Source organism: Achromobacter ruhlandii (assembly GCF_902859695.1).
In the GTDB taxonomy this organism is placed as follows: domain Bacteria; phylum Pseudomonadota; class Gammaproteobacteria; order Burkholderiales; family Burkholderiaceae_B; genus Achromobacter; species Achromobacter ruhlandii.
Genome location: NZ_CADIJL010000053.1, coordinates 1 through 23,055, shown reverse-complemented (window position 1 = coordinate 23,055; position 23,055 = coordinate 1). Strand labels below are relative to the sequence as shown.

Genomic DNA, 23,055 nt, shown 5'->3' with positions numbered 1-23,055 from the left:
GGGCGGCAGCGGGCGTGTTGTTGGAGGTCGGCAGGGTGGCGATCAGCGCGCCCAGGTCGTCCGACTTGCCCGCCGGCGCGGTGCCGCCCGCACCCGGCAGCGGCGCGGGCGCCGTGGCGGTCGGGCCGGTGGGCGGGGAACCCGCCGCGCCGTCGCGGCCGTACAGGCCGGCGTTGGGATCCGGCGCCTGGCGCGGATCGGGCAGCTTGCCGGCGTCGCCCTGGCGGGTGGCGCGATCGACAAAGGGCACGGGCGCCTTGGTGACGTAGAACGCCACGACGGCGGCGACGATCAAGCCGAGGAGCAATCCGGCCAGCGCCCCGTACAGGGTGCTGCCGCTTTCGCCGGACCGGCGGGTGGGTTTGCGCTTGGTGGCCATGTACCGATGTTACATCCGCTCGGGGGCGGACACGCCCAACAGCGCCAGGCCGTTGGCCAGCACCTGGCGCGTGGTCGCGGCCAGGCGCAGGCGCGCCAGCTTGAGCGCGGTGTCGTCGACCAGCACGCGCTCGGCGTTGTACCAGCCGTGGAAGTCCGCGGCGCAGTCGCGCAGCCAGAAGGCGATGTGGTGCGGGGCCAGTTCCTGGGCGGCCAGCGCCACCACGTGGGGGAACTCGGCCAGGCGCTGCATCAGCGCGAATTCGCTGGGGGCGGTCAGCAGGGACGCGTCGGCAGCGGCCACGTCGGCCGCGGGCATGCCGGCGTTGTTGATCACCGAGCAGATGCGCGCGTGGGCGTACTGGATGTAATAGACCGGGTTCTCGTCGCTCTTGGACAGGGCCAGGTCGACGTCGAACACGAATTCGGTATCGGCGCGGCGCTGGATCAGGAAGTAGCGCACGGCGTCGCGGCCGACCCAGTCGATCAGGTCGCGCATGGTGACGTAGCTGCCGGCGCGCTTGGAGATCTTGACCTCCTGGCCGCCGCGCATCACCTTGACCATCTTGTGCAGCACGTAGGACGGGTAGTCCTTGGGAATGCCCTCTTCCAGCGCCTGCAGGCCGGCGCGCACGCGCGCCACGGTGCCGTGGTGGTCGCTGCCCTGGATGTTCACGGCGCGGTGGAAACCGCGTTCCCACTTGGCCTTGTGGTAGGCCACGTCCGGCACGAAATAGGTGTAGCCGCCCTCGCTCTTGCGCATGACGCGGTCTTTGTCGTCGCCCGTGCCCAGCTCGGTGGTGCGCAGCCACAGCGCGCCGCCTTCTTCATAGGTATGGCCGCCGGCGATCAGCGCCTTGACGGTGGCCTCGACCCGGCCCGAGGTGTACAGCGAGCTTTCGAGGTAGTAGTTGTCGAACTTCAGCCCGAACGCCTGCAGGTCCAGGTCCTGCTCGCGGCGCAGGTAGGCCACGGCGAAGGCGCGGATGTCTTCCAGGCTGTCGATGTTGCCGGTGGCGGTGACGGGCTCGCCGTCCGAGGCCTGGATGGTCTTGCCGGCCTGGAAGTCGCGGGCGATGTCCAGGATGTAGTCGCCCTTGTAGCCGTCGGCGGGCCACTCGGGCGAGTCGGTCGTCAGGCCGCGGGCGCGCGCCTGCACGCTGATGGCCAGGTTCTCGATCTGGTTGCCGGCGTCGTTGTAATAGAACTCGCGGGTCACATCCCAGCCGATGGCGTCGTACAGGCGGCACAGGGCATCGCCCAGGGCGGCCTGGCGGGCGTGGCCGACGTGCAGCGGGCCGGTGGGGTTGGCGGACACGAATTCCACCAGGATCTTCTCGCCGCTGCGGGCGGCGCGGCCGAAGGCCTCGCCCTGTTCGGCCACGGCCGTGATGACGGCCTGGCGGGCGGCGGCGGTGACGCGCAGGTTGATGAAGCCGGGACCGGCGATTTCCGCGCTTTCGACCAGGTCGCGGGCGCCCGGCAGGGCCAGCAGGGCCTCGACGATGGCCTGGGCCAGTTCACGCGGATTGCGCTTGGCCGGCTTGGCCAGCTGCATGGCCACGTTGGTGGCGACGTCGCCGTGGGCGGCGACCTTGGGGCGCTCCAGCAGCACGTTGGCTCGGGCCGCATCGGCCTGGGCGTCGGGCAGGCTCTGCGCGACGGCGGCCTGGATCAGGGAGATAAGCTGTTTTTGTTGCTCGGGGAGCATGGGCGTCTGGAGAAGTTCTGGGTGGGTGACGAGGGCGGCGGGCCGTGGGCTCGCGCGCGGCGCCAGGGGGCGGGATCGGCCGGCTGGCGGGCCTCGGGGGCATGACCGCGCGAGGCGCCGGATTCTCGGCCGCCGCGGATCCTGCCGTCACGGGAATCTCCTGAATCATAGCTTGATTTGGCGGCCGTTACCGCGCGGGGGCGCGGCCGGCCGGGCCGCCCGCCGACCCTCGCCCGGGGGCGCCAGTTGGCATCCCCAGGGTGTTGCGGTAGTGTATTGAGGGTATTCAATCCGTAGGAGACCGGAATATGCTGATTACGTTTCACTCCAAGGTCGTGGCCGAAGTCCTGATGCTCACCGACCACGCCGGCGTCCTGCTGCAAGCCGCGGGCAAGTCCTTTGGCGACAAGATCCCCGAGCGCGGCGTGTTCACCGTCGACCAGCTCGGTCCGGCCATCCAGGGTATCGAACGGGCCATTGAAGAATCCCAGGGCAATCCCGCCGAGGACGAGGAAGACGAGGACAAGCCGGCGGTGGCGCCCATGGCGCGCGCGGTCGGCCTGAAGGAGCGCGCCTTCCCGCTGCTGGACATGATGCGCCAGTCGCAGGCCGCCGGCGCCGAGGTCACCTGGGAAGTGTCGCGCGGCTGGTAAGCCAATGTCGCCGGACGGACAATCTGCCCGGCGTTTTTTGCCTACCCTTTGCGGCTGACGCCATTTCAAGGAATCCCCGCCATGCGCAGCGACATCACCATCGTTTTCGACACCCGGCGCTCGCTGGACCTGTCGGCCAACGTCGAACCCAGCCCGCAGCGCCAGAACGACGCCCGCGACTGGTTCGACGGCGCCTGGGAAACCCTGGGCTGTGAACCCCTGCGCCCCAGCGGCAAGGTGCTGCTGCTGGACAAGGTGCTGGGCGTGGCCGACGCGCTCGGCTACGACATCCTGTCCACCGACGCCAAGGAAGCCCGCGAGTTCGCCGAGCACCTGGCGCTGGCGCTGGAACGCCCGCGCATCACGGTGGACCTGCCCGGACTGACGGTCGGTTACTGACCGCCTGGCTGGGCCAACGAAAAGACCCCGCGCTGTGCGGGGTCTTTTGCTTTCCAGGGAAGGCTCAGCGGATGCCGGCGCGCATGAACGATTGCACGAACTGGCGCTGGAACAGCAGGAAGGCAATCAGCAGCGGCGCCGCCGACATCAGCGTGGCGGCGGTGATCACCGACCAGTCGATGCCCTGGTCGGTCGACGAGAACACCTGCAGGCCCACCGTCAGCGGCCGCGATTCCACCGAGTTGGTGATGATCAGCGGCCACAGGAAGTTGTTCCAGTGGTGGCTGACCGACACCAGCCCGTAGGCCACGTAGATCGGCTTGGCCAGTGGCACGTACACCTTCCACAGCACCTGCAGCGCGTTGGCGCCTTCCATGCGCGCGGCCTCCTCCAATTCGCGCGGCACCGTCTTGAAGGTCTGGCGCAGCAGGAAGATGCCGAAGGCCGAGGCGAAGTACGGCAGGCCGATGGCGAACACCGTGTCGCGGATGCCCAACTGGCTCATGGACCGGTAGTTCTCCACCAGCAGCACGTCCGGCATGATCATCAGCTGCAGCAGCACCAGCATGAAGACGAAGTCGCGGCCGCGGAACTCGAAGCGCGCGAAGGCGTAGCCGGCCAGCGTCGACAGCACCAGCTGCGCCGCCAGCACCATCGTCACCAGCAAAAACGTGTTGGCGAAGTAGCGCGGGAACGGCGCGGCCTGCCAGGCCCGCGCGAAGTTGTCGAGCGTGAGCGGCGCGAACAGGTCGAAGCGGGTGGCGTAGGCCGGCGGGTGAAACGCCGCCCACACGGCATACGCCAGCGGCAGGATCCACAACAGGCCAAGCGCCCACGCGCCCAGGGTATCGAGCTTGTCTTTCATTGGTAGTGCGTCCTGCGGTCCAGCCAGCGGAACTTGACCAGCGCCGTCAGCGCCAGCACCACCAGCAGCACGACGGTCAGCGTCGCGGCGTAGGCGGTGTCCCAGAAGCTGAAGCCGACCTGGTAGATGTAGTACAGCAGCAGCGTGCTGGCGTTGTCGGGCCCGCCGCGGGTCATGACCACTACGTGGTCCACCAGCCGGAAGGCGTTGATCAGCGCATTGATCAGCACGAACAGCGTGGTCGGCATCAGCAGCGGCCACAGCACGCGCCGGAAGTACTGCCAGCGTGAGGCCCCTTCCAGCATCGCCGCCTCGCGCAGCGACGGCGACACCGTCTGCAACGCGGCCAGGTAGAAGATCATGAAGAAGCCGGATTCCTTCCACACCGTCACCAGCATCAGCGCCGGCAGCGCGGTTTCGCGGTTGCCGAGCCAGTTGGGACCGGGCGAGCCGAACAACTGCATCACCTGCGCGATCAGGCCGTACTGCGGGGTGTAGAAGAACAGCCAGATATTGGCCACCGCCACCATCGGCAGCACCGTCGGCGTGAAGTACGCCATGCGCAGGAAACCGCGCCCGCGCAGGTTGCGGTTGACCCACAGCGCCATGACCAGCGCGATGCCGATCGAGGTCGGGATGGTGCCCAGGGCGAACCACAGGTTGTTCCAGAGCGATTGCCAGAACACCGGGTCGTCGCGCATGACGGCGTAGTTGTCCAGCCCGACGAAGCGGGCCGGGCGCGCGCCCTTGGGAGTGGAATAGAAGCTGTGCCAGAGCGTCGCCAGCGCCGGGTAATGCGTGAACGCGGCGAGCAGCACGATGGCTGGCAGCAACAGCAGCCAGCCATAAAGCGCATTCAAGGAGCGGCTCATCGTGCTTGCGGATTTACTTGTAGGAACGCAGTATGCGGTCGGCTTCGCGCTGGGCGTCGGTCAGCGCCTGCTGCGGCGTCTTCGAACCCGTCAGCGCCGCCTGCAGGGCGTCGTTCAGGGTCTTGGTGACGCGCTGGTTCTCGTGGGTCGAGAATTCGGCCACGCTCACCTGCAACTGGTCGCGCGCCACGGCGGCGGCCGGCACTTCCTGCGCGTACTTCTTCATCTTCTCGGTCTGCCAGGCGGCCGGCGTCACGGCCACGTAGCCGGTGGCGATGCTCCAGTCGGCGGCGCGCTCGGGCGTGGTGGCCCACTGCGCGAACTTGAGCGCGGCCTGCTGTTGTTCAGGCGTGCCGCTCTTGAAGATGTAGAAGTTGCCGCCGCCGGTCGGGCTGCCGCCGCGCTTTTGCTGCGGCATCATCGCCACGCCGAACGGGAAGTCGGCGTTCTTGCGGATGTTGGTCAGGTTGCCGGTGGTGGTCCAGATGATGGCGGCCTTCTTTTCCAGGAAGTCCTTGGGCGTGGTGCCCCAGTCGATCGTGCCGGTGGGCATGACCTTGTGCTTGGCCGACAGGTCGCGCCAGAACTGCGCGGCCTCGACCACGGCGGGCTTGTCCAGGTAGACCTCGTTGCCGGCCTCGTTCATCAGGATCGCGCCGTTGGGTGTGGTCAAGGCCTGGAACAGCCAGTAGGCGAAGGCGCCGCCCGACGGGATTTCGATGCCCCACTGGGTGGTGTTGCCGCTGGCGTCCTGCTTGGTCAGCTTCTTGCCGTACTCGACCAGCTCGGCCCAGGTGGCCGGCGCGCGCTCGGGATCCAGGCCGGCGGCCTTGAACAGATCCTTGTTGTAGTACATCACGATGGTCGAGCGCTGGAACGGCACGCCCCAGGTGTGGCCGCCCGTGCGGCTGTTCTGCATGAAGGCGTCGTAGAAGCCGCCCAGCCACTTCTTGTCGGCGTCGTTCTTGGCCAGCGAGTCGATCGGCACGATGGCGTCTTCGTCGATCAGCGTGAACATGTCGGTCGACAGCAGCACGGCCAGCTGCGGCGGCGTGCCGCCCTTCAGGGCGGTCAGCGCCTTGGCGATCGAGTCCTGGTACGAGCCGGCGTAGATCGGCTTGATCTTGATGCCGGGGTTTTCCTTCTCGAAGTCCGTCACCATGTCATCGACGATCTTGGTGATCGGGCCGCCCACGGCGACCGGATAGTAGAACTCCACTTCGACGGGCTTTTGCTGCGCCTGCGCGGGCAGCGACAGGCAGGCGGCGGCAAGGCTGGCGGCCAGGGTCTTGAGTACGATGCGTCGCATGATTGCGTTTCCTTTCCTGTGGATTGGGCGTCTTCAGCGCCCGACGGTGTCGATGACCGCCGAGTCGGCGGCAAAGAAATGCTGTTGTTCGGCCGGCCACGACAGGCGCAGCGCCTCGCCGGCGCGGGCTCGCAGGTGGCCGCCCACGCGCACCGCCACGCCGCCGCTGTCGCCGATCCGGCAGACCACGATGGAATCGGCGCCGAAGTACTCCACGCTTTCCACCGTGGCGGCGATGCCGTCGCTGTCGATGCGGATGTGCTCGGGGCGCACGCCCAGCTTGGCGGCGCCCTCCGGCGCGCCGGCGATGGCCGGACCGTGGGTGCCGGCGATCACCGTGGCGCCCTGGAGCGGCATCAGGTTGATCAGGTTCATGGGCGGCGTGCCGATGAAGCGCGCCGCGAATTCGCTGGCCGGACGGGCGTACAGGCCGTCCGGCGTGTCGTGCTGTTCGATCTGGCCGCCGCGCAGCAGCACTACCTGGTCGGCCATGCTCATGGCCTCGGTCTGGTCGTGCGTGACGTACACCATGGTGATGCCCAGGTCCTGCTGCAAGGCGCGGATCTCGCGCCGCATCTCATGGCGCAGCTGCGCGTCCAGGTTGGACAGCGGCTCGTCCATCAGGCACACCGGCGCCTCCGAAATCACCGCGCGGCCCAGCGCCACGCGCTGCTGCTGGCCACCGGACAGTTGCGACGGCTTGCGGTCCAGCAGGTGCCCCAGGCCCAGCAGCGAAGCCACGCGTTGCAGGCGGCGGTCGTAGTCGCGCGCCGGTTCCTTGCGCACCTTCAGGCCGAACAGAATGTTCTCGCGCACCGACAGGTGCGGAAACAGCGCGTACGACTGGAACACCATGGAAATGCGGCGCTTGGCCGGCGGCAAGTGGGTAACGTCGCGGTCGCCGATGCGGATGGTGCCGGACGTGGGCGTGTCGAGCCCGGCGATCATGCGCAGGGTGGTCGACTTGCCGCAACCCGACGGGCCCAGCAGCACGGTGAAGCTGCCGGCCGGCACGGTGAAGCTGACGCCGTGGATCGCGGCCGCGCCGCCGTATTGCTTGGTGAGGTTATCCAGAACGATGGATGACATGCTGTCTCTTGGATCTAGTTTTCTGATCCGTCTGCGGCGCGTGCGATGAAAACCTTTTCATTGTGCAGCGCAAACATGACGGAGATATGGCAGGGCATAGTGTTTGTAATCGAGATCGGGGGCTCAGGCGAAGGGATAGGGCCCGGGGTATTCCCCAATCACGGCGTGGTGGGTGACCAGCGCGCCATCGTGCCACCAGTGCAACTGGTAGCCCGGCGGCTCCATGATGTATTGCAGCGTCGGGCGCGGCCCCAGCTCCAGCGCGAGCTGGTGCGCGGTGCCCGGACAGGTCGAGGCAATGGTGCCGCCGAAGCGGCGGAAGATGGTGCGGTGCAGGTGGCCGCACAGCACGCGCTCGACGCGCGGATAGCGCGCCACGATGCGTTCAAGTTCCGGGCCGCCCGCCAGCAGGCCGATGTCGTCCATGTGCTCGATGCCGGTCTGGAATGGCGGATGATGCATCAGCACCAGCGTCGGCCGGTCGGGTTGCTCGGCCAGGCGCGCGGCCAGCCAGCCCAGGCGTTCGTCGCACAGCTCGCCGTGGCTTTTCATTGGCACCACCGTGTCCAGCGCCAGCAGGCGCAGCGGATACGTTTCCACCGCGTACTGGATGAACGGCCCCTGGCCTTGCAGGTAGCCGTGGTCGGGGAAGGCGGCGCGCAATTGCGCGCGGTCATCGTGGTTGCCGGGCAGCAGGAAATAAGGAATTTCAAGCGCCTGCAGCTGGTCGCGCAGCGCCTGGTATTCGTGCGGACGGCCCAGGTCCGTCAGGTCGCCGGTGATCAGCACGCAATCCGGGCGCGGCGTCAGGGCATTGAGCGCGCGCACCGCCGGGCCCAGGAAGGCGGCAGGGTCGACGATGCCGTAGGCCTTGTCGCCCGGGGTGCGCATGTGCAGGTCGGTAATCTGTGCGATGAGCATGACGCGTGTCTCGATCGTTATTTTTGTGGATGAAGTTCAGCGGCGCACCGGCGCCGCGGTGCCGCCGACCACGATGCAGTGCGGCAGGCGATTGGATTGGGGCGGCTGGCCGTGGATCTGCGCCAGCAGGTTGGAGCAGGCGGCCTGGCCGATGCCGTCGCTGGGTTGCGCCACCGTGGTCAGCGGCGGCGTCAGCAAGGCGCCGAAGCGCATGCCGTCGAAGCCGCAGACGGAAATATCGGACGGAACCGACAGACCCAACGCCACCAGATCGGCAATCACCGCGGTAGCCAGCAGGTCGTTGGAGCAGAACAGCGCCGTCGGCGCCTGCTTGCCGCGCAATGCGGACTTGAGCGCATCGGCGTCGCTGCCGGTGTGCGAACCCATGGCGATGTGCTGGATCGGTTCCAGGCCCAGCTTCTTGGCGCAGGCGCGCGCGCCCGACAGGCGGCGGCGGGCACGATCCGATGCCGTCAGCGGGCCGGTCACGATGGCGATGCGCCGATGCCCCAGCGCCGCCAGGTGCGAGACCATGTCGATGGCGGCGGCGCGGTTGTCGACCGAGGCATAGGGGTGGTCGGTGGATTCGTTGTAGACCAGCACGTAGGGCATGCCGGCGCTGTCCAGGTCGTCCAGCGTGGCGCTGCGGGCCGCGTCGGCCACCGTCAGGATCAGGCCATCGACCTGGTGGTCGATCAGGCCCTGGACCGCGGCCGATTCCACCGCCGGGTCATAGCCGGTGGCGGTCAGCATCACGCTGTAGCCGGACTCGCGGGCGCGCCGTTCGGCGCCCTCGAAGCACTCGGCGAATACCGGATTGGACAGCGTCGGCAGAATCAATCCGATCGTGCGCGTGCTGCCGGACCGCAGGCTGCGGCCGACGCGATTGGGCCGGAAGCCCGCGCGCTTGGCGATGGCGCGGATGTGCGCCAGCGTATCCGGATGGACGATTTCGGGCTGGTTGAACGCGCGCGAAACCGTGGCGGGGGAAACCCCCGCCTTGCGGGCCACTTCGATGATGGAAAAGCGGGGCGATGCGCGCGACGCCATGGCTACATTGCTGCCGGTTTGCTGAAAACGTTTTCATCTTACAAGACAAATATGACCTTTGTGTTGCACCCGTTTGCGCTATGCTGATAACAACGCAACAACATAAGGCCAAGGCGCGACGCGGCTCGAAATCCCTGTGAAAACGCGGTTTTTTCAGTGGTTTTCCCAATTGACGCGGCGCGCACAATGGCTGGGTTTGTCATGATTGGCACGCACCATTGGGCGCGCCGTATCCGGACAAACCCCAGGTCAAGGGGACCGGGTGCGGAAGTCAGTACCGCGCATCTCGCGCGGCTCCGGGAAAGAGGAAAGGATCATGTCTACTGCCTTAAACAGACTTGGCGCGCTTGACGCGGCGCGCAAGCTGCAACGGCGCGAATTGACCGCGGTGCAATTGGTGCGCGCCTGCTTTGCGCGCATCGAACAACGCGAAAACACCATCCATGCCTGGACGGCGCTGCAAAAGCAGGCCGCCCTGGACCACGCGGAAATGCTGGACCGCAGCCCCCTGCGCGGCCCGCTGCATGGGCTGCCGATCGGCGTCAAGGACCTGTTCGACACCGTCGACCTGCCCACCCGCTACGGATCTCCCATCTACGAGCGCCACCATCCCGGGCTGGATGCGGCCGCCGTGGCGCTGTGCCGCCATGCGGGCGCCATCGTGATCGGCAAGACCGTCACCACCGAATTCGCCACCTACCAGGCCGGCCCGACGCGCAATCCGCGCAACGAGGCCTACACCCCCGGCGGCTCCTCCAGCGGCTCGGCCGCGGCGGTGGCCGACGACATGGTGCCGTTCGCGCTGGGCTCGCAGACCGCGGGCTCCATCATCCGCCCCGCTTCGTATTGCGGCATCGTCGGCTACAAGCCCACGTTCGGCGCGATCCCTCGCGCCGGCGTGAAGAGCCTGGCCGAATCGCTCGACACCGTGGGCGGCTTTGCCCGCTCGGTCCCGGATGTGGCCCTGTTCGCTTCGGTCCTGATGCGCGATCCGCGCCTGCTGAACCTGAGCTACGACGCCAAGCCGCGCATCGGCATGTACCGCAGCCTGCAATGGCGCCACGCCCAGTCCGAAACCAAGGAAGCCTTCGCCCAGGCCGCCGCCACGCTGTCGCGCGCCGGCGCCCATGTCGAAGAGGTGCCGCTGCCGCCCGAGCATTGCATGCTGGTGCAACTGCACGCGGACATCATGGCGTTCGAATCGTCGCAGTCGCTGGCCTACGAACGGCTGGAACACGCCGCGCAACTCAGCCCGAAGATCCAGGCAATCCTCGAGGCCGGCGCGCAGATCTCCGCCGAACAGCACATCAACAACCTGGCGCGCGCCGCCGAATCGCGCGCGCGGGTGGATGGCTGGTTCGACAAGTACGACGTGCTGCTGGCGCCCGCGGCCAGCGGCGAGGCGCCGTTCGCCGACCTCGGCACGGGCGATCCGCAGTTCTCGCGCGCCTGGACGCTGTTCGGCCTGCCGTGCCTGAACCTCCCGTTCGCCACCGGCCCGCAGGGCCTGCCGGTGGGCCTGCAACTGATCGGCAAGCGCCACGATGACCACCGCACCCTGGCGATCGCCGCCTGGGTCCACGAGCGGCTGCTGGCCGCGCGCGAACCCGACATCGGCGCTTCCGACATGTGGCCGCGCGGTTGACCCGACCCGCTGCGCCTGTCGTGGCGCGGTCGAATGCGTCGCGCAAAAGAAGAAAGCCCGCCGGATAAAGGCGGGCTTTGTTTGTGCGGAGCGGCTTCACCGTAAGAAGCGCGCGGGGGACGCGGCGGCGGTAACCGCCACGCCCGCGGCCTGGCGGCGGATCACGCGGCCTCGGCGGCTTCCTGTTCGGTGGTGACGGCGCCAGCGTTGATGTGGCGGTTCACCGCGCTCAGCACGGCCTGGAACGAGGCCGTCACGATGTCGCGGTCGATGCCCACGCCGAAGCCCGTGCTCGAATCGCCCACGCGCAGTTCCACGTAGGAGGCGGCGCGGGTGTCGGTGCCGGTGCCGATGGCATGCTCGTGGTAGTCCATGATGCGCACCGGCACGTCCAGCGCGGCCACGAAGGCCGAGATGGCGCCATCGCCCTTGCCCGTCACCACGCGGCGTTCGCCGTTGTATTCGAGTTCGGCCTCGATGCTGAAGTGCTGGCCTTCGCCGGCCGACGGATTGCCGTCGATGCGGTGACGCACCAGTTTCCACGGGGCCTTCTGTTCCAGGTACTCGCGGTTGAAGATGGTGTGCACGTCGTCGGCGGTGACTTCGCGGCCGGTCTCGTCGGTGACGCGCTGGATGGCGCGGCTGAATTCGATCTGCAGGCGGCGCGGCAACACCAGGCCGTGTTCCTGTTCGAGCAGGTACGACACGCCGCCCTTGCCCGACTGGCTGTTGACGCGGATCACGGCGTCGTAGCTGCGGCCGAGGTCGGCCGGGTCGATCGGCAGGTACGGCACTTCCCAGACGGCGTCCGGCTGTTGCTGCGCGAAGCCCTTCTTGATGGCGTCCTGGTGCGAACCGGAGAAGGCCGTGAAGACCAGGTCGCCGGCATACGGGTGGCGCGGGTGCACGGGCAACTGGTTGCAGTACTCGGCGCAGCGGCGCACTTCGTCGATGTCCGAGAAGTCCAGGCCCGGGTGCACGCCCTGGGTGTAGAGGTTCAGGGCCAGCGTGACCAGGTCGACGTTGCCGGTGCGCTCGCCGCTGCCGAACAGGCAGCCTTCGATGCGGTCGGCGCCGGCCATCACGGCGAATTCGGCGGCGGCCACGGCGGTGCCGCGGTCATTGTGCGGGTGCACGCTCAGCACGATGCTGTCGCGGCGCGCCAGGTTCTTGTGCATCCACTCGATCTGGTCGGCGTACATGTTCGGCGTGGTGGCCTCGATGGTGGCGGGCAGGTTCAGCACCATCTTGCAGTCCGGCGTGGGCTCCCATACGTCGGCCACGGCGTTCGAGACTTCCAGCGCGAATTCGGGTTCGGTCGTGCTGAAGACTTCGGGCGAGTACTGGTAGCGCCACTTGGTTTCCGGGTGCTTGGCCATGTACTGCTTGACCAGGCGCGTGCCGGTCGTGGCGATGTTCTTGATTTCGTCCTTGCTCATGTTGAACACGACCTTGCGGAACGCCGGGGCGCAGGCGTTGTACAGGTGGACGATGGCCTGCTTGGCGCCGGCGGCCGATTCCACCGTGCGGCTGATCAGGTCTTCACGCGACTGCGTCAGCACGATGATGGTGACGTCGTCGGGGATGCGCTTTTCGTCGATGAGCTTGCGCACGAAATCGAAGTCGGTCTGCGAGGCCGACGGGAAACCCACTTCGATTTCCTTGAAGCCGATCTTGACCAGCTGTTCGAAGAAGCGGAGCTTGCGCTCGACGCTCATCGGTTCGATCAGGGCCTGGTTGCCGTCGCGCAGGTCGGTGCTCATCCAGATCGGCGGCTGCGTGATGCGGCGGCTGGGCCAGGTGCGCTCGGAAAAGTCGCGAGCGAACGGCGTGAAGGGGACGTATTTGGCGGCGGGGTTGGCAAGCATCATCACTACACCTCGATCGGTTTCTTGTGAATCCCGGGATCGGTTTCCTCGGCCGGCATGCGGCCGGATGGCGGCCTGGTGCCAGGGTTGGCCGCATTCGCGCGGCGCAAGATTCAGTTTTGAAAAAGGGAAATCGCGTGTGGCAAGCGTGGCTGCCGAGCTACCACGGGGACACTAGGCCCGGCAACCGATCGGTAGGTATAGCGATAGCGCGATGAAGGCGGTGCGAGCGCGCAGGCCGGCAACCGGAGCGGCGGAGCGTCCGGTGGCAATCGCGAGGGAGGTGCGGTAAGCGGCCATAGGTTGCTAGTCAAACATACTTTTGCGGACAGCGCAATCGGAAAGGCGATAAAAAAGCCGGGGACGGATCCGTCCCCGGCGTGTTCGGCGCCTGCGGCCATCGATCGCGCGAAAGATCCCGCGAAAGATCGCGCGAAAGGCTCGGCAGGCGCGTGGCCGACGGCCGGGGCCCTTTCGCCCTGGGGCGATTGCCGAATGGCGCGGCAGGCGTGAAGGGCGCGACAGGCGTTATTGGGTCTGCATGTGCCCGTTCTTGACCACCTGGCCCAGGCGCTCGCGCTCGCTCTTGGCGAACTCGACGAAGCTGGCGCGCGAACCGCCCCCCGGCTCGATGCTGCTCTGGCGCAGCGCGTCCTGCACTTCCTTGGTCTGCAGCGATTGCTCGACGGCGGCGTTCATCTTGTCGAGCACGTCGGCGGGCGTGCCGGCGGGCGCGTACAGGCCGGCCCAGTGGCCGATGCGGATGGCGGGGAAGCCCAGTTCGGCGGTGGTGGGGATGTCCGGCGCGCTGGCCATGCGCTTGTCCCAGGTGGTGGCCAGGGCCTTGAGCTTGCCGCTCTGCACCAGCGGCAGCGTGACGATGCTGGCTTCCGAGGTGGCGTCGACCTGCTTGCCGATCACCGCGGTCACGCCTTCCGAGCCGCTCTTGTAGGCGATCGGTTCGACCGGCAGGCCGGTGGCTTCCTTGACCATCTCGGCCACGAAGTGCGGCGTGCTGCCGTTGCCGGCGGTCGAGAACGTGATACGGTCGGTCTTGGCCCGCTTGGCGCGTTCGACGAAATCCTTCAGGTCCTTGGCCGGGTTCGACGGGTTGGCGACGATCACCGACGGCGTGATCGACAGCAGCGCGACCGGGGTCAGTTCTTCATCCTTGTAGGGCTGGTCCGAGCGGATCAGGCTGTTGGTGACCGTGCCGTTGCTGCCCACCAGGTAGGTGTAGCCGTCGGCCGCGCTGCGCGCGACGTGCGCGGCGCCGACCACGCCGCCAGCGCCGGGGCGGTTTTCGACGATGACGGGCTGGTTCAGGGTCGTGCCCACCGCCTTGGCGATGATGCGGGCGACCAGGTCGTTGGCGCCGCCGGCGCTGAAGGGCGCGACGAAGGTGATGGGTTTGTCGGGCCAGGCGGCGGATGCCGGGGCGGCGACGAAGGCGGCCGAGCAGGCCAGCAGAAGGCCGGCGGCATACCGGACGGGGGTACGGAACATGTAAAGCAACTCCAGGGGGCCGGCCGCGCATCCGACTGGTCTCTGCAGTCGGCTTGGTCTGGTTCTAAAGGTGCGCGGCCCGCGGTTGCGCGAGCCTGGAGGGGCAGTATAGGGGAGCCCGGCTGGCAGGGGACTGAAACAAACAGGCCGCCTGACGGCGGCCTGCAAGGATCGGACGAACGGCGATGCGCGCCGTTCAGCGGGCGGGGCCGCCGATGCGCGGCTCGATGTAACGTTGTTCGCGGGAATCGCGGCGGTCGTCGTCACGGCCGTCACGCGATGGCCGGGCGGCCTTGCCGTCGAGGATCTCGGCCTGTTCGGCCACCATGGCGATCTTGCCGATGCGGTTGTGGCGGATTTCCGACAGCGAGCGATGCAGGTCGCCGACGGTGAAGGGTTCTTCGCGGTCGCCCCAGGTCCAGCGCAGCACGCCCAGGGATTCGTCCGACAGTTGCGGCGCCAGGTCGGCCAGCACGCCCGTGCCGACCGGCGTGGCGCGGCCCGAGGCCAGGCTGGCCGACAGCCAGGCGCGCAGGATGAAGAAGACGATCAGGGTCCAGATGCCGGCCACGACCCACCAGATGTACGGGTTGACCTTCTGCACCATGTCCATGGTGGGCTGGCCCAGCGAATGCAGGAATTCGTAGTTGACGCGCTTGCCGAAATCCAGGATCCAGGAGGCGGCGAGATACCAGACGATCACGGCGACGGCGATCACGATCGCGCGCACGAGAAGCCTGGGAAGCGCCAGTTTGAGCAGGGTCTGGCCGATAAGACGGCAATCCTGGCGAACGCGTGCGGGCGAAGTCTGATTCATCATGCAAAATATTGTACCTATGACCCGTCCTATTTTAGAACTGCGGCCCGGTCAGCATCTGACGCTGACCCCTCAACTGCAGCAATCCATCCGGTTGCTGCAGCTGTCCACGCTCGAGCTCGAGGCGGAAATCTCGCAAGTGCTCGCGGACAATCCGTTGCTGGAACGCGACGATGAACCCTCCTCGGTCGAGACCCAGGCCGAATCCGAACGTGAATCATCGGTGCAGGACGACGAACCCGCGCCCGAACGCGACACGCCGGTGGAGGAGATGCCGGGGTCGGGCGGCGTCTATCCCGATGACGATTCCAGCATGCCCGAGGCGGCCCGGCCCGATACCCTGCGCGAACACCTGCTGGGCCAGCTGGTGCTGACGCGCGCGGCGCCGCGCGATGCCGCGCTGACCGCGCTGCTGATCGACGAATTGGACGAGAACGGCTATCTGGGCTCGCCGCTGGAGGAAATCCTGGGCTGGCTGCCGGCCGAGATGGAGCCGGACCTGGATGAGCTGCGCGCGGCCTTGTCGCTGTTGCAGTCGTTCGACCCGCCGGGCATCGGCGCGCGCGACATGGCCGATTGCCTGCTGTTGCAACTGCGCAACCCCGACCCGGCGCGACTGCCGGAGGCCGCCGACCCGAAGGTGCTGGCCTGTGCTCGTCAGGTCTGCGCCCAGCATCTTGCGCTGCTGGCCACGGGCAACACCGCCAAGCTGTGCGCGGCCACGGGTTGTGACGAGGCCACGCTGCGCGCCGCCCATTCCCTGATCCTGCGCCTGGAGCCGCGTCCGGGCCGCGCCTGGACGGTGCCGGCGGCGGACTACGCCGTGCCCGACGTCATCGTGCGCAAGACGCGCCGCGGTTGGCAGGTGACGCTCAACAGCGCGGCCGTGCCGCGGCTGCAGATCAACGGGCTGTACGCGCATATGCTGGGCAACCAGAAGGAGTCCGCCCACGCCGGCCTGCAGTCGCAGTTGCAGCAGGCCAAGTGGATGATCCGCAACGTCGAGCAGCGCTTCGACACCATCCTGCGCGTGGCCCAGGCCATCGTCGATCGCCAGACCGCCTTCTTCAGCCAGGGGCCGGCGGCCATGCGACCGCTCATCCTGAAGGACATCGCGGGCGAACTGGGCCTGCACGAGTCCACGATTTCACGCGCCACGACACAGAAGTACATGCTCACTCCGTTTGGCACGTTGGAACTCAAGCGCTTCTTCGGGACAGGGGTGTCGACCGATGGCGGCGACGCCACCTCGGCCACGGCGGTGCAGACCTTCATCCGCCAGATGGTGGCCGAGGAGAACCGCGCCAAGCCACTGTCGGACAGCCAGATCATGGAAAAACTGGCCGACCAGGGCATCGTCATCGCCCGCCGCACCGTGGCCAAATACCGCGAGGCGCTGCGGATTGCGCCAGCGGCATTGCGCAAGGCGCAGGCTGCCGCGCGGTGAAATAAGGGACGTTTCTTCGCAAAAATGTCCCTTATTTCAACAAGTTAGAAGATCGCGTGGTTGCAAATTATTTACGCTGAGTACTTGCCATTGCATGAACAAATGCCGATAATTATTCTCATGTACATTTGCGTATGTAATGCCATCACCGAACGCCAAGTCCGCGCCAGCGTGGACGCGGGCGCGACGTCGCTTTCCGACCTGCAGTTCGAGCTGGGCGTGGCCACGTGCTGCGGCTGCTGCGCGGCCACCGCCGCCGAATACCTGCCGGGCGGCCGCTGCTCCAGCGTGTGCGATGTGCGCTCGATCGCCGTTCCGGTCAACCCGCCGGCCACCATGGCCGAGCCGGGCGCGTCCGCGGCGAACAGCAGCTATCCGGTCATCCAGGTCGCCGTCGCCTGAGCGGCGTCGCCACCTGCCACGGCTTGCAGGCCCAGCCCTGCAAGCCGTTGTGTTTCCGTTTCACAAAAATCCCTGATCATTCCCGCCAATTGGCGCACTGGCTCGCGCGCCGGTTCCGACAGGCATAGCGCCAGTTCGGACGGCGGCACCGCCGGCAGCATGTCGTCGACCAGCCGATGGCCGGCTGCGATGCAGCGGCGTTCCAGCAAGGCCACCCCCAATCCTCCCGCCAGCGCGGCCTGGATCCCCATCAGGTTGGGGCTCTCGTAGGCGATGCGCCAGCGCCGTCCTGCGCGTTCGAGCGCATGGATGGCGCGGTTGCGGTAGATGCAGCCCTGCGGAAAGGCCACCAGTGGCACCGGTTCGGTGCTGGCGGGAAGCGCGTGCGAGCCGGCGATCCAGTGCAGGTGTTCCGACCAGGTCGTCAGCGCCGGACCGGCGCCGGGTTCGCGCTTGAGCAACGCCAGATCGAGGTCGCCGCGTTCCAGGCCGCGCGTCAGGGCCACGGTCAGGTCGCAGCGCACCGACAGCCTGACCGCCGGCCGGGCGCGGGCGAACTGCGCCACGATGGCAGTCAGCGTGTCCGCGGCGAAATCGTCGGGGATGCCCAGCCGGATCACCTCCACCCGCTTGCGGCCGCTGACCGCTTCGCGCACCTCGCTGGACAGCGCCAGCATGCGCCGCGCATAGCCCAGCAGACGCTCGCCGTCCTCGGTCAGGTGGACCTGGCGGCCTTCGCGCACGAACAGCGTGCATTCGAGCGTTTCCTCCAGCTTGCGGATCTGCTGACTCACGGTGGACTGGCTGCGGTGCACCCGTTCGCCGGCGCGGGTGAAGCCGCCCGCGTCGACGACAGAGACGAAGCTGTGCAATAGATCGAGATCAAGCATGGGAGGCGCCTTTGCATCGGTTTTTCAAATACTTTTGATCCGAATAAAGCGTTTGTCAATGGATAGGGCCGCGCCCAGAATGGGCTCCTCTTCCTTTGCCCGGACCTGCTGCCATGAAGGCGTCATCGACTTTGCCCGCCACCGCCCTGCCCACAGACGCGCCAATGGGGGTGGCCTGGGCGCCCATTGCGGCGTTCTGTTTTCTGTGGAGTTCGGCGTTCGCGGCGGCCAAGATCGCGGTGCGCGACTGCCCGCCGCTGACCCTGCTGACCGTCCGCTTCCTGATCGCCGGGGCCCTGATGCTGGGCGTGGCGGCGGCCAGCGGCCGGTGGTCGCGGCCCAGCGCCCGCGATCTGGCGGCGCTGGTGCTGCTGGGGGTGTTGAACAACGGGGCCTACCTGGGCCTGAGCTGGAGCGGCATGACGACCGTGTCGTCCGCGTTCACGGCGGTGCTGATCAGCACCAATCCGCTGCTGATCGGGGTGCTGGCCGGGCCCGTGCTGGGCGAGCGGCTGGGCTGGCGCAAGATGCTCGGGCTGTGCCTGGGCCTGGCGGGCGTGGCGCTGGTGCTGCGCTCGCGGCTGTCGGGCATGCAGGAGGATCTGCATGGCACCCTGCTGGTGACGGGCGGCCTGGTGGCGCTGGTGGCGGGCACGCTGCTCTACAAACGCCTCAAGCCGTCGACGGGACTGTGGATGGCGACGGGCATCCAGTCGCTGGCCGGCGCGGTGGCGCTGATGCCCGTGGCGCTGCTGCACGAGAGCATTGGCGACGCGCGCATGACGGCCAGCCTGTTCTGGAGCATGGCCTACATGATCGTGGCGGTGTCCATCGGCGGCTATTACCTGTGGTTCATGATCCTCGGACGCGCCAGCGCCACCGCGGCCAGCGCGCTGCATTTCCTGATGCCGCCGCTGGGCCTGCTGTTCGGCTGGGTGGTACTGCGCGAGTCGGTGTCGTGGCTCGACCTGCTGGGCATCGTGCCGATCGCGTTCGGTATCTGGCTGGCGACGCGGCGCGCCGCCTAGGCGAGGACAGCGCGCGCGTCACGCGTGCCGAGGCCGGGACGTGCGCGTGGCGCGGGGGCTCGCGCGGTGGCCAGGGTTGGGTCTGCACATCGCGGCTTGATGTCGGAACGGTCTGATAGATTCATGGCGTCATCGCGGCATTCACGCGGTGCGGCGCGCATGAAATGCCACGGTGAATGCGCCACCCGTGTCCGCGCAGGCCGCGAAACCGCGATGCGCCGCCTGCGGGACATCGCGCATGCATACTCATTCTCATTCGTCTGTCGCTTTCTTGTAGCGCTCGTAAAGCGGTTTACCAAATGCGCGCCAAGGCTAGTCGCGGCCCCGCGGCCGATGTTAGTCTGCCGGGGTTGCGTACTCGCGGCATCGTGCGCTTCTTGTCGCGATGCAGTGCGCGTCGCGCCTGACTGCAAGGAGTCCATCATGAAAGGCGATAAAACCGTCATCCAATTCTTGAACAAGCAGCTGACCAACGAGCTGACGGCGATCAACCAATACTTCCTGCATGCGCGCATGTTGAACCACTGGGGTTTCGACAAGCTGGGCAAGCACGAGTACGAAGAATCCATCGGCGAAATGAAGCATGCGGATCGCCTGATCGCGCGCATCTTCATGCTCGACGGCCTGCCCAACCTGCAGGACCTGCACAAGCTGCTGATCGGCGAGGACGTGCCGGAACTGCTGGCCTGTGATCTGAAGCTGGAGCAAGGCGCCCAGGCCACCGTCAAGGAAGCCATCGCCTATTGCGAATCGGTGCGCGATTACGTGTCGCGCGATCTGTTCCAGGACATCCTGGACGATACCGAAGAGCACATCGACTATCTGGAAACCCAGATCGACCTGATCGACAAGGTCGGCCTGCAAAACTACCTGCAAAGCCAGATGTCCGTGCCCGATTGATCCATCGGCCCGGCATGAAAATGGCGCCCCTCGGGGCGCCATTTCTTTTGGTGACCGCGCGTGCCGCGATCCGGGCGAGGCGGCCTATTGCGGGCGCGCCGGGCATTCGGCCATCGTGCCCCAGGCCCGGTTGGGACCACAGTACTTGTTGCGGGCTGCCCACGAGCACGAGGGGCGCTCGAAGAAGCCTTGCGTGGCACAGTGGGCCAGTTCGCGCTTGAGCGCGTCCTGCCAGCCGGGCGCGCCGGGCGCGGGCGACGAATTGGGCGGGGGCGGCGCCTGCACCATCTGGGTGTTGCCATAGCCGGCAGCCTGTTGACCCGGGGCCTGGCCCTGGCCGCCATTGACGGCGGCGCCGGTGCCCGGCGCCTGCAGGTCCAGCGTGCTGACGTCGGAGCCGCCTTGTGGCAGCGGCACTTGCGAGGCGGCGGCGATTTCGCGGGCCTGTTCCTGGCTGATGCGTTCGCGCGAGATTTTCACGGCCGGATCGCTGACGGTGTCGAACAGCGAGACGGTGTTGATGGCCCATTCGCGGTCGGCGGGCTTGTCGGGCACGCCGAGCGTGCCGTCGATGCGCGGCTGCGGCGGCTGGGCCACGTAGGGACGCCCGTTGGCGTCGAGCACGGGCTGCTGCGACGCGGCCGCATCCTGGCCGGGCGCAGGCGCGGCGGGCGGCGCATGCGCCACCAGCCAATCACCCAGTTGAATGCCGCCCCAGGCCGACGCGCCAAGCGCCAGCAGGAGCGTTGCGAATAATAAACGCCAAGACATTGCTACCCTCATCTGCCGTGCGGTACCCGAACGGGTCTACGCCTTGTCTCCGAAGACCTTGCCGCCGTGCTCCCGCATGGCGTGGAATTTCACATCCGGATACAGTTCCTCGGCCACGCGCAACTGCGCGGGGGAACTGATCAAAAACGCCGCCGCATCGACCACATCATAGGCGATATGGGCGGCATTGGCATCCATGAACTTGCGCAGCGCCTTGGGGTTATCAGAAGTAATCCAACGTGCCATTGTGTAGCGCGAAGGCATCATCCGGGCGTCCACGCCGTACTCGGTCTTGAGGCGGTGCGCGACCACTTCAAACTGCAGCTGGCCGACCGCGCCCAGCAGCAGCGAGCCGCCGGCGGCCTCGGGGCGGAACACCTGGATGGCGCCCTCTTCGCCCAACTGCGTCAGGCCGGTGCGCAACTGCTTGGTGCGCAGCGGGTCCTTCACTTCGACGGCCTGGAACAGTTCCGGCGCGAAGAACGGCAGGCCGGTGAATTGCAGCGTTTCGCCTTCGGTCAGCACGTCGCCCAGTTGCAGCACGCCGTGGTTGGGAATACCGATCACGTCGCCGGCATAGGCCTCGTCCAGCAGTTCGCGGCGTTGCGACAGGAACGACACCACGTTGTTGGGGCGCATTTCCTTGTTGGTGCGCGCGACCTTCAGGCGCATGCCGCGCTCGAAGCGGCCGGAGCTCACGCGCACGAAGGCGACGCGGTCGCGGTGGGCCGGATCCATGTTGGCCTGCACCTTGAACACGACGCCGGTGAACTTGGGTTCCTCGGGCTGCACTTCGCGTTGCAGCGCGACGCGCGGGCCGGGGGGCGGGGCCTGCTCGACCAGCGCGTCCAGCACTTCCTGCACGCCGAAGTTGTTGATGGCCGAGCCAAAGAACACCGGGGTCTGCTTGCCGGCCAGGAATTGATCGCGGTCGAACGCGGGCGCGGCTTCGTTGATCAGCTCGATCTCGCCGCTGGCCTGGTCGAAGGCCGAGCCGAAGCGGCGCGCGATCTCGGGGTTGGTCAGACCTTCGATGAAGTCGTCGTTGTCGGAACGGCGCTCCTGGCCGGGGCGGAACACGCGCATGCGGTCGCGGCGGATGTCGAACACGCCGCCAAAGGCCTTGCCCATGCCCACCGGCCACGAGAACGGCACGGCGTCCATGCCCAGGTGGCCTTCGATTTCCGACAGCAGCTCAAGCGGCTCGCGCACTTCACGGTCCATCTTGTTGATGAACGTGATGATGGGCGTGTTGCGCGCGCGGCAGACCTGCAGCAGGCGGATGGTCTGCGGCTCGACGCCGTTGGCGGCGTCGATCACCATCAGCGCGGCGTCGACCGCCGTCAGCACGCGGTAGGTGTCTTCCGAGAAGTCCTGGTGGCCCGGGGTGTCGAGCAGGTTGATGACGCAGTCGCGGTATTCCATCTGCATCACCGACGAGGCCACCGAAATGCCGCGCTGCTTTTCGATTTCCATCCAGTCGGAGGACGCGTGGCGCGAGGCCTTGCGCGCCTTGACGCTGCCGGCGATCTGGATCGCGCCTGCGAACAGCAGCAGCTTTTCGGTCAGCGTGGTCTTGCCCGCGTCAGGGTGGGAAATGATGGCGAAGGTACGGCGCCGCGCTACTTCTTGTGGGATGTTCATGATCGGAGGATTCAACCTGACGCCGCGGCCTGGGCCCGGCGCGGTCCGGTATCGTGCATCGAAACAAGCGGGGCACGCGCCGTTGCCGGCGCATGCCCCGCGCGTGGAAATTCAGGAATGGCGGCGGAACGACGCCAGGAACACGCCGGCCAGGATGAACAGCGAACCGAAGGTGCGGTTCATCCAGCGGATGTGCTTGGCATCGCGCAGCAGGCGCAGCACGCGCGCCGCCAGCAGCGTGTACACGCCCATCGCCACCAGGTCGGTGAAGGCCAGCGTGCCGGCCAGCGCCGCGTACTGCGGCGTCAGCGGCAAGGCGGTGTCGACGAACTGCGGCACCACGGCCAGCAGGAACACCGTGCCCTTGGGGTTCATGGTGTTGATCAGGAAGCCGCGCATCACCAGCTCACGGATCGAGGCCTGCTTGGGATCGCCGGCATCGACCGCGACCGGCGCGGCGTCGGTGCGGATCTGGCGCACGCCCAGGTAGATCAGGTAGGCGACGCCGAGGTACTTGACCACGTTGAAGGCCATCTCGGAGGTGGCCAGCACCGCGCCCAGGCCGACCGCGACCACCACGAACTGGAACAGGATGCCCAGGATCAGGCCGGCCGTGTTCCAGTAGCCGCGGGCAAAGCCGTACTTCAGTCCGGAGGACATCGCGGAGATGGCCCCCGCGCCAGGCGAGAACGAAATGGCCCAGGAGGCCAGGAAGAACGTCAACCAGGTGGAAAGAGGCATGATGGCGCGGGTCCGTGGGTCGCAGTAACAGAAATGCCGCTGATATTACTTGGAGAGCAGCGCCGCGCGCGGGCCGCCGGCCGGGCGGCCGCCGTTGCCGCTGCCGGCGGGACGGGCGCTGCCTTCGGGGCGGCGGTGGTTCTGCTGCG

The 23,055-nt window shown here is 67.3% G+C and carries 21 protein-coding genes and 1 pseudogene; 7 read left to right on the top strand and 15 right to left on the bottom strand.

The window, feature by feature from the left end; all coding sequences use genetic code 11:
- Both HV742_RS30650 and argS read right to left on the bottom strand, forming a co-directional pair.
- Nucleotides 1-379, bottom strand: a pseudogene (locus HV742_RS30650) (SPOR domain-containing protein); the annotation flags it as partial.
- Between the two features lie 9 nt (nt 380-388).
- Nucleotides 389-2,089 carry an arginine--tRNA ligase gene (gene argS, locus HV742_RS30645; protein WP_049070481.1) on the bottom strand — a complete coding sequence of 567 codons (1,701 nt, stop codon included), beginning with the start codon at nt 2,087-2,089 and terminating at the stop codon, nt 389-391.
- A gap of 308 nt (nt 2,090-2,397) precedes the next feature.
- On the opposite strand from argS, the gene HV742_RS30640 reads away from it, so the two are divergent.
- Together HV742_RS30640 and HV742_RS30635 are read left to right on the top strand one after the other, a co-directional pair.
- Nucleotides 2,398-2,742: a DUF1840 domain-containing protein gene (locus HV742_RS30640; RefSeq protein WP_054433931.1), complete on the top strand. Its 345-nt coding sequence runs from the start codon at nt 2,398-2,400 to the stop codon at nt 2,740-2,742.
- 81 nt (nt 2,743-2,823) lie between these two features.
- Nucleotides 2,824-3,141, top strand: coding sequence for a hypothetical protein (locus HV742_RS30635; RefSeq protein WP_006386976.1), 318 nt, complete (start codon nt 2,824-2,826; stop codon nt 3,139-3,141).
- A gap of 64 nt (nt 3,142-3,205) precedes the next feature.
- Here HV742_RS30635 and HV742_RS30630 read toward each other — a convergent pair whose 3' ends face one another.
- From HV742_RS30630 to HV742_RS30605, 6 genes are all read right to left on the bottom strand, one after another.
- Nucleotides 3,206-4,006 carry a carbohydrate ABC transporter permease gene (locus HV742_RS30630; RefSeq protein ID WP_006386977.1) on the bottom strand — a complete coding sequence of 267 codons (801 nt, stop codon included), beginning with the start codon at nt 4,004-4,006 and terminating at the stop codon, nt 3,206-3,208.
- The gene (locus HV742_RS30625; RefSeq protein WP_026384938.1) at nt 4,003-4,878 is read right to left on the bottom strand and encodes a carbohydrate ABC transporter permease; all 876 of its coding nucleotides are present in this window, start codon (nt 4,876-4,878) and stop codon (nt 4,003-4,005) included. The genes HV742_RS30630 and HV742_RS30625 overlap by 4 nt, the downstream gene beginning before the upstream one ends.
- 13 nt (nt 4,879-4,891) lie before the next feature.
- Nucleotides 4,892-6,187 carry an ABC transporter substrate-binding protein gene (locus HV742_RS30620; RefSeq protein WP_049070484.1) on the bottom strand — a complete coding sequence of 432 codons (1,296 nt, stop codon included), beginning with the start codon at nt 6,185-6,187 and terminating at the stop codon, nt 4,892-4,894.
- A 33-nt stretch (nt 6,188-6,220) separates the two neighbouring features.
- Nucleotides 6,221-7,276, bottom strand: a complete 1,056-nt coding sequence (locus HV742_RS30615) for an ABC transporter ATP-binding protein (RefSeq protein ID WP_175147165.1) — start codon at nt 7,274-7,276, stop codon at nt 6,221-6,223.
- A 123-nt stretch (nt 7,277-7,399) separates the two neighbouring features.
- Entirely contained in the window at nt 7,400-8,197 is a 798-nt protein-coding gene (locus tag HV742_RS30610; RefSeq protein ID WP_175147164.1) for a phosphodiesterase, read from the bottom strand.
- Nucleotides 8,198-8,233: 36 nt separating this feature from the next.
- On the bottom strand, nt 8,234-9,247 hold the full coding sequence (locus HV742_RS30605; protein ID WP_175147163.1) for a LacI family DNA-binding transcriptional regulator: 1,014 nt from the start codon (nt 9,245-9,247) through the stop codon (nt 8,234-8,236).
- Nucleotides 9,248-9,563: 316 nt separating this feature from the next.
- Here HV742_RS30605 and HV742_RS30600 point away from each other — a divergent pair, with 316 nt between their 5' ends.
- Nucleotides 9,564-10,892, top strand: coding sequence for an amidase (locus HV742_RS30600; protein WP_063584852.1), 1,329 nt, complete (start codon nt 9,564-9,566; stop codon nt 10,890-10,892).
- A gap of 161 nt (nt 10,893-11,053) precedes the next feature.
- On the opposite strand, the gene leuA is transcribed toward HV742_RS30600, so the two are convergent.
- From leuA to HV742_RS30585, 3 genes are all read right to left on the bottom strand, one after another.
- Nucleotides 11,054-12,763: a 2-isopropylmalate synthase gene (gene leuA / locus HV742_RS30595; protein WP_175147162.1), complete on the bottom strand. Its 1,710-nt coding sequence runs from the start codon at nt 12,761-12,763 to the stop codon at nt 11,054-11,056.
- 525 nt (nt 12,764-13,288) lie between these two features.
- Nucleotides 13,289-14,266 (bottom strand): tripartite tricarboxylate transporter substrate binding protein, encoded by a 978-nt coding sequence (locus HV742_RS30590; RefSeq protein WP_049070491.1) that lies wholly within the window; start codon nt 14,264-14,266, stop codon nt 13,289-13,291.
- A gap of 196 nt (nt 14,267-14,462) precedes the next feature.
- Complete coding sequence (locus HV742_RS30585) at nt 14,463-15,086, bottom strand: hypothetical protein (RefSeq protein ID WP_059268861.1); 624 nt, start codon at nt 15,084-15,086, stop codon at nt 14,463-14,465.
- 16 nt (nt 15,087-15,102) lie between these two features.
- Between HV742_RS30585 and rpoN the strand changes: the two genes are divergently transcribed.
- Entirely contained in the window at nt 15,103-16,530 is a 1,428-nt protein-coding gene (gene rpoN / locus HV742_RS30580) for an RNA polymerase factor sigma-54 (RefSeq protein ID WP_496350043.1), read from the top strand.
- Nucleotides 16,531-16,632: 102 nt separating this feature from the next.
- Nucleotides 16,633-16,932, top strand: a complete 300-nt coding sequence (locus tag HV742_RS30575; protein WP_100503077.1) for a (2Fe-2S)-binding protein — start codon at nt 16,633-16,635, stop codon at nt 16,930-16,932.
- Here the strand turns inward: HV742_RS30575 and HV742_RS30570 are convergent.
- Nucleotides 16,902-17,822 carry a LysR substrate-binding domain-containing protein gene (locus HV742_RS30570; protein WP_063569657.1) on the bottom strand — a complete coding sequence of 307 codons (921 nt, stop codon included), beginning with the start codon at nt 17,820-17,822 and terminating at the stop codon, nt 16,902-16,904. The genes HV742_RS30575 and HV742_RS30570 overlap by 31 nt on opposite strands.
- Nucleotides 17,823-17,935: 113 nt before the next feature.
- On the opposite strand from HV742_RS30570, the gene HV742_RS30565 reads away from it, so the two are divergent.
- Both HV742_RS30565 and bfr read left to right on the top strand, forming a co-directional pair.
- Complete coding sequence (locus HV742_RS30565) at nt 17,936-18,850, top strand: DMT family transporter (protein ID WP_175147160.1); 915 nt, start codon at nt 17,936-17,938, stop codon at nt 18,848-18,850.
- 423 nt (nt 18,851-19,273) lie between these two features.
- Nucleotides 19,274-19,750, top strand: a complete 477-nt coding sequence (bfr, locus tag HV742_RS30560) for a bacterioferritin (protein ID WP_006386993.1) — start codon at nt 19,274-19,276, stop codon at nt 19,748-19,750.
- 84 nt (nt 19,751-19,834) lie between these two features.
- Here the strand turns inward: bfr and HV742_RS30555 are convergent, their stop codons facing one another.
- The 3 genes from HV742_RS30555 to HV742_RS30545 form a co-directional block, all read right to left on the bottom strand.
- Entirely contained in the window at nt 19,835-20,533 is a 699-nt protein-coding gene (locus tag HV742_RS30555; protein ID WP_100508066.1) for a hypothetical protein, read from the bottom strand.
- 24 nt (nt 20,534-20,557) lie between these two features.
- Nucleotides 20,558-22,165, bottom strand: coding sequence for a peptide chain release factor 3 (locus HV742_RS30550; RefSeq protein ID WP_049070505.1), 1,608 nt, complete (start codon nt 22,163-22,165; stop codon nt 20,558-20,560).
- 111 nt (nt 22,166-22,276) lie between these two features.
- Nucleotides 22,277-22,906 (bottom strand): LysE family translocator, encoded by a 630-nt coding sequence (locus HV742_RS30545; RefSeq protein WP_049070507.1) that lies wholly within the window; start codon nt 22,904-22,906, stop codon nt 22,277-22,279.
- Between the last annotated feature and the right edge of the window lie 149 nt (nt 22,907-23,055).

Bases quoted from the DNA above. Each gene is read 5' to 3' on its own strand.
- argS (WP_049070481.1), bottom strand. From the start codon at position 2,089: ATGCTCCCCGAGCAACAAAAACAGCTTATCTCCCTGATCCAGGCCGCC.
- HV742_RS30640 (WP_054433931.1), top strand. From the start codon at position 2,398: ATGCTGATTACGTTTCACTCCAAGGTCGTGGCCGAAGTCCTGATGCTC.
- HV742_RS30635 (WP_006386976.1), top strand. From the start codon at position 2,824: ATGCGCAGCGACATCACCATCGTTTTCGACACCCGGCGCTCGCTGGAC.
- HV742_RS30630 (WP_006386977.1), bottom strand. From the start codon at position 4,006: ATGAAAGACAAGCTCGATACCCTGGGCGCGTGGGCGCTTGGCCTGTTG.
- HV742_RS30625 (WP_026384938.1), bottom strand. From the start codon at position 4,878: ATGAGCCGCTCCTTGAATGCGCTTTATGGCTGGCTGCTGTTGCTGCCA.
- HV742_RS30620 (WP_049070484.1), bottom strand. From the start codon at position 6,187: ATGCGACGCATCGTACTCAAGACCCTGGCCGCCAGCCTTGCCGCCGCC.
- HV742_RS30615 (WP_175147165.1), bottom strand. From the start codon at position 7,276: ATGTCATCCATCGTTCTGGATAACCTCACCAAGCAATACGGCGGCGCG.
- HV742_RS30610 (WP_175147164.1), bottom strand. From the start codon at position 8,197: ATGCTCATCGCACAGATTACCGACCTGCACATGCGCACCCCGGGCGAC.
- HV742_RS30605 (WP_175147163.1), bottom strand. From the start codon at position 9,247: ATGGCGTCGCGCGCATCGCCCCGCTTTTCCATCATCGAAGTGGCCCGC.
- HV742_RS30600 (WP_063584852.1), top strand. From the start codon at position 9,564: ATGTCTACTGCCTTAAACAGACTTGGCGCGCTTGACGCGGCGCGCAAG.
- leuA (WP_175147162.1), bottom strand. From the start codon at position 12,763: ATGATGCTTGCCAACCCCGCCGCCAAATACGTCCCCTTCACGCCGTTC.
- HV742_RS30590 (WP_049070491.1), bottom strand. From the start codon at position 14,266: ATGTTCCGTACCCCCGTCCGGTATGCCGCCGGCCTTCTGCTGGCCTGC.
- HV742_RS30585 (WP_059268861.1), bottom strand. From the start codon at position 15,086: ATGATGAATCAGACTTCGCCCGCACGCGTTCGCCAGGATTGCCGTCTT.
- rpoN (WP_496350043.1), top strand. From the start codon at position 15,103: ATGACCCGTCCTATTTTAGAACTGCGGCCCGGTCAGCATCTGACGCTG.
- HV742_RS30575 (WP_100503077.1), top strand. From the start codon at position 16,633: ATGCCGATAATTATTCTCATGTACATTTGCGTATGTAATGCCATCACC.
- HV742_RS30570 (WP_063569657.1), bottom strand. From the start codon at position 17,822: ATGCTTGATCTCGATCTATTGCACAGCTTCGTCTCTGTCGTCGACGCG.
- HV742_RS30565 (WP_175147160.1), top strand. From the start codon at position 17,936: ATGAAGGCGTCATCGACTTTGCCCGCCACCGCCCTGCCCACAGACGCG.
- bfr (WP_006386993.1), top strand. From the start codon at position 19,274: ATGAAAGGCGATAAAACCGTCATCCAATTCTTGAACAAGCAGCTGACC.
- HV742_RS30555 (WP_100508066.1), bottom strand. From the start codon at position 20,533: ATGAGGGTAGCAATGTCTTGGCGTTTATTATTCGCAACGCTCCTGCTG.
- HV742_RS30550 (WP_049070505.1), bottom strand. From the start codon at position 22,165: ATGAACATCCCACAAGAAGTAGCGCGGCGCCGTACCTTCGCCATCATT.
- HV742_RS30545 (WP_049070507.1), bottom strand. From the start codon at position 22,906: ATGCCTCTTTCCACCTGGTTGACGTTCTTCCTGGCCTCCTGGGCCATT.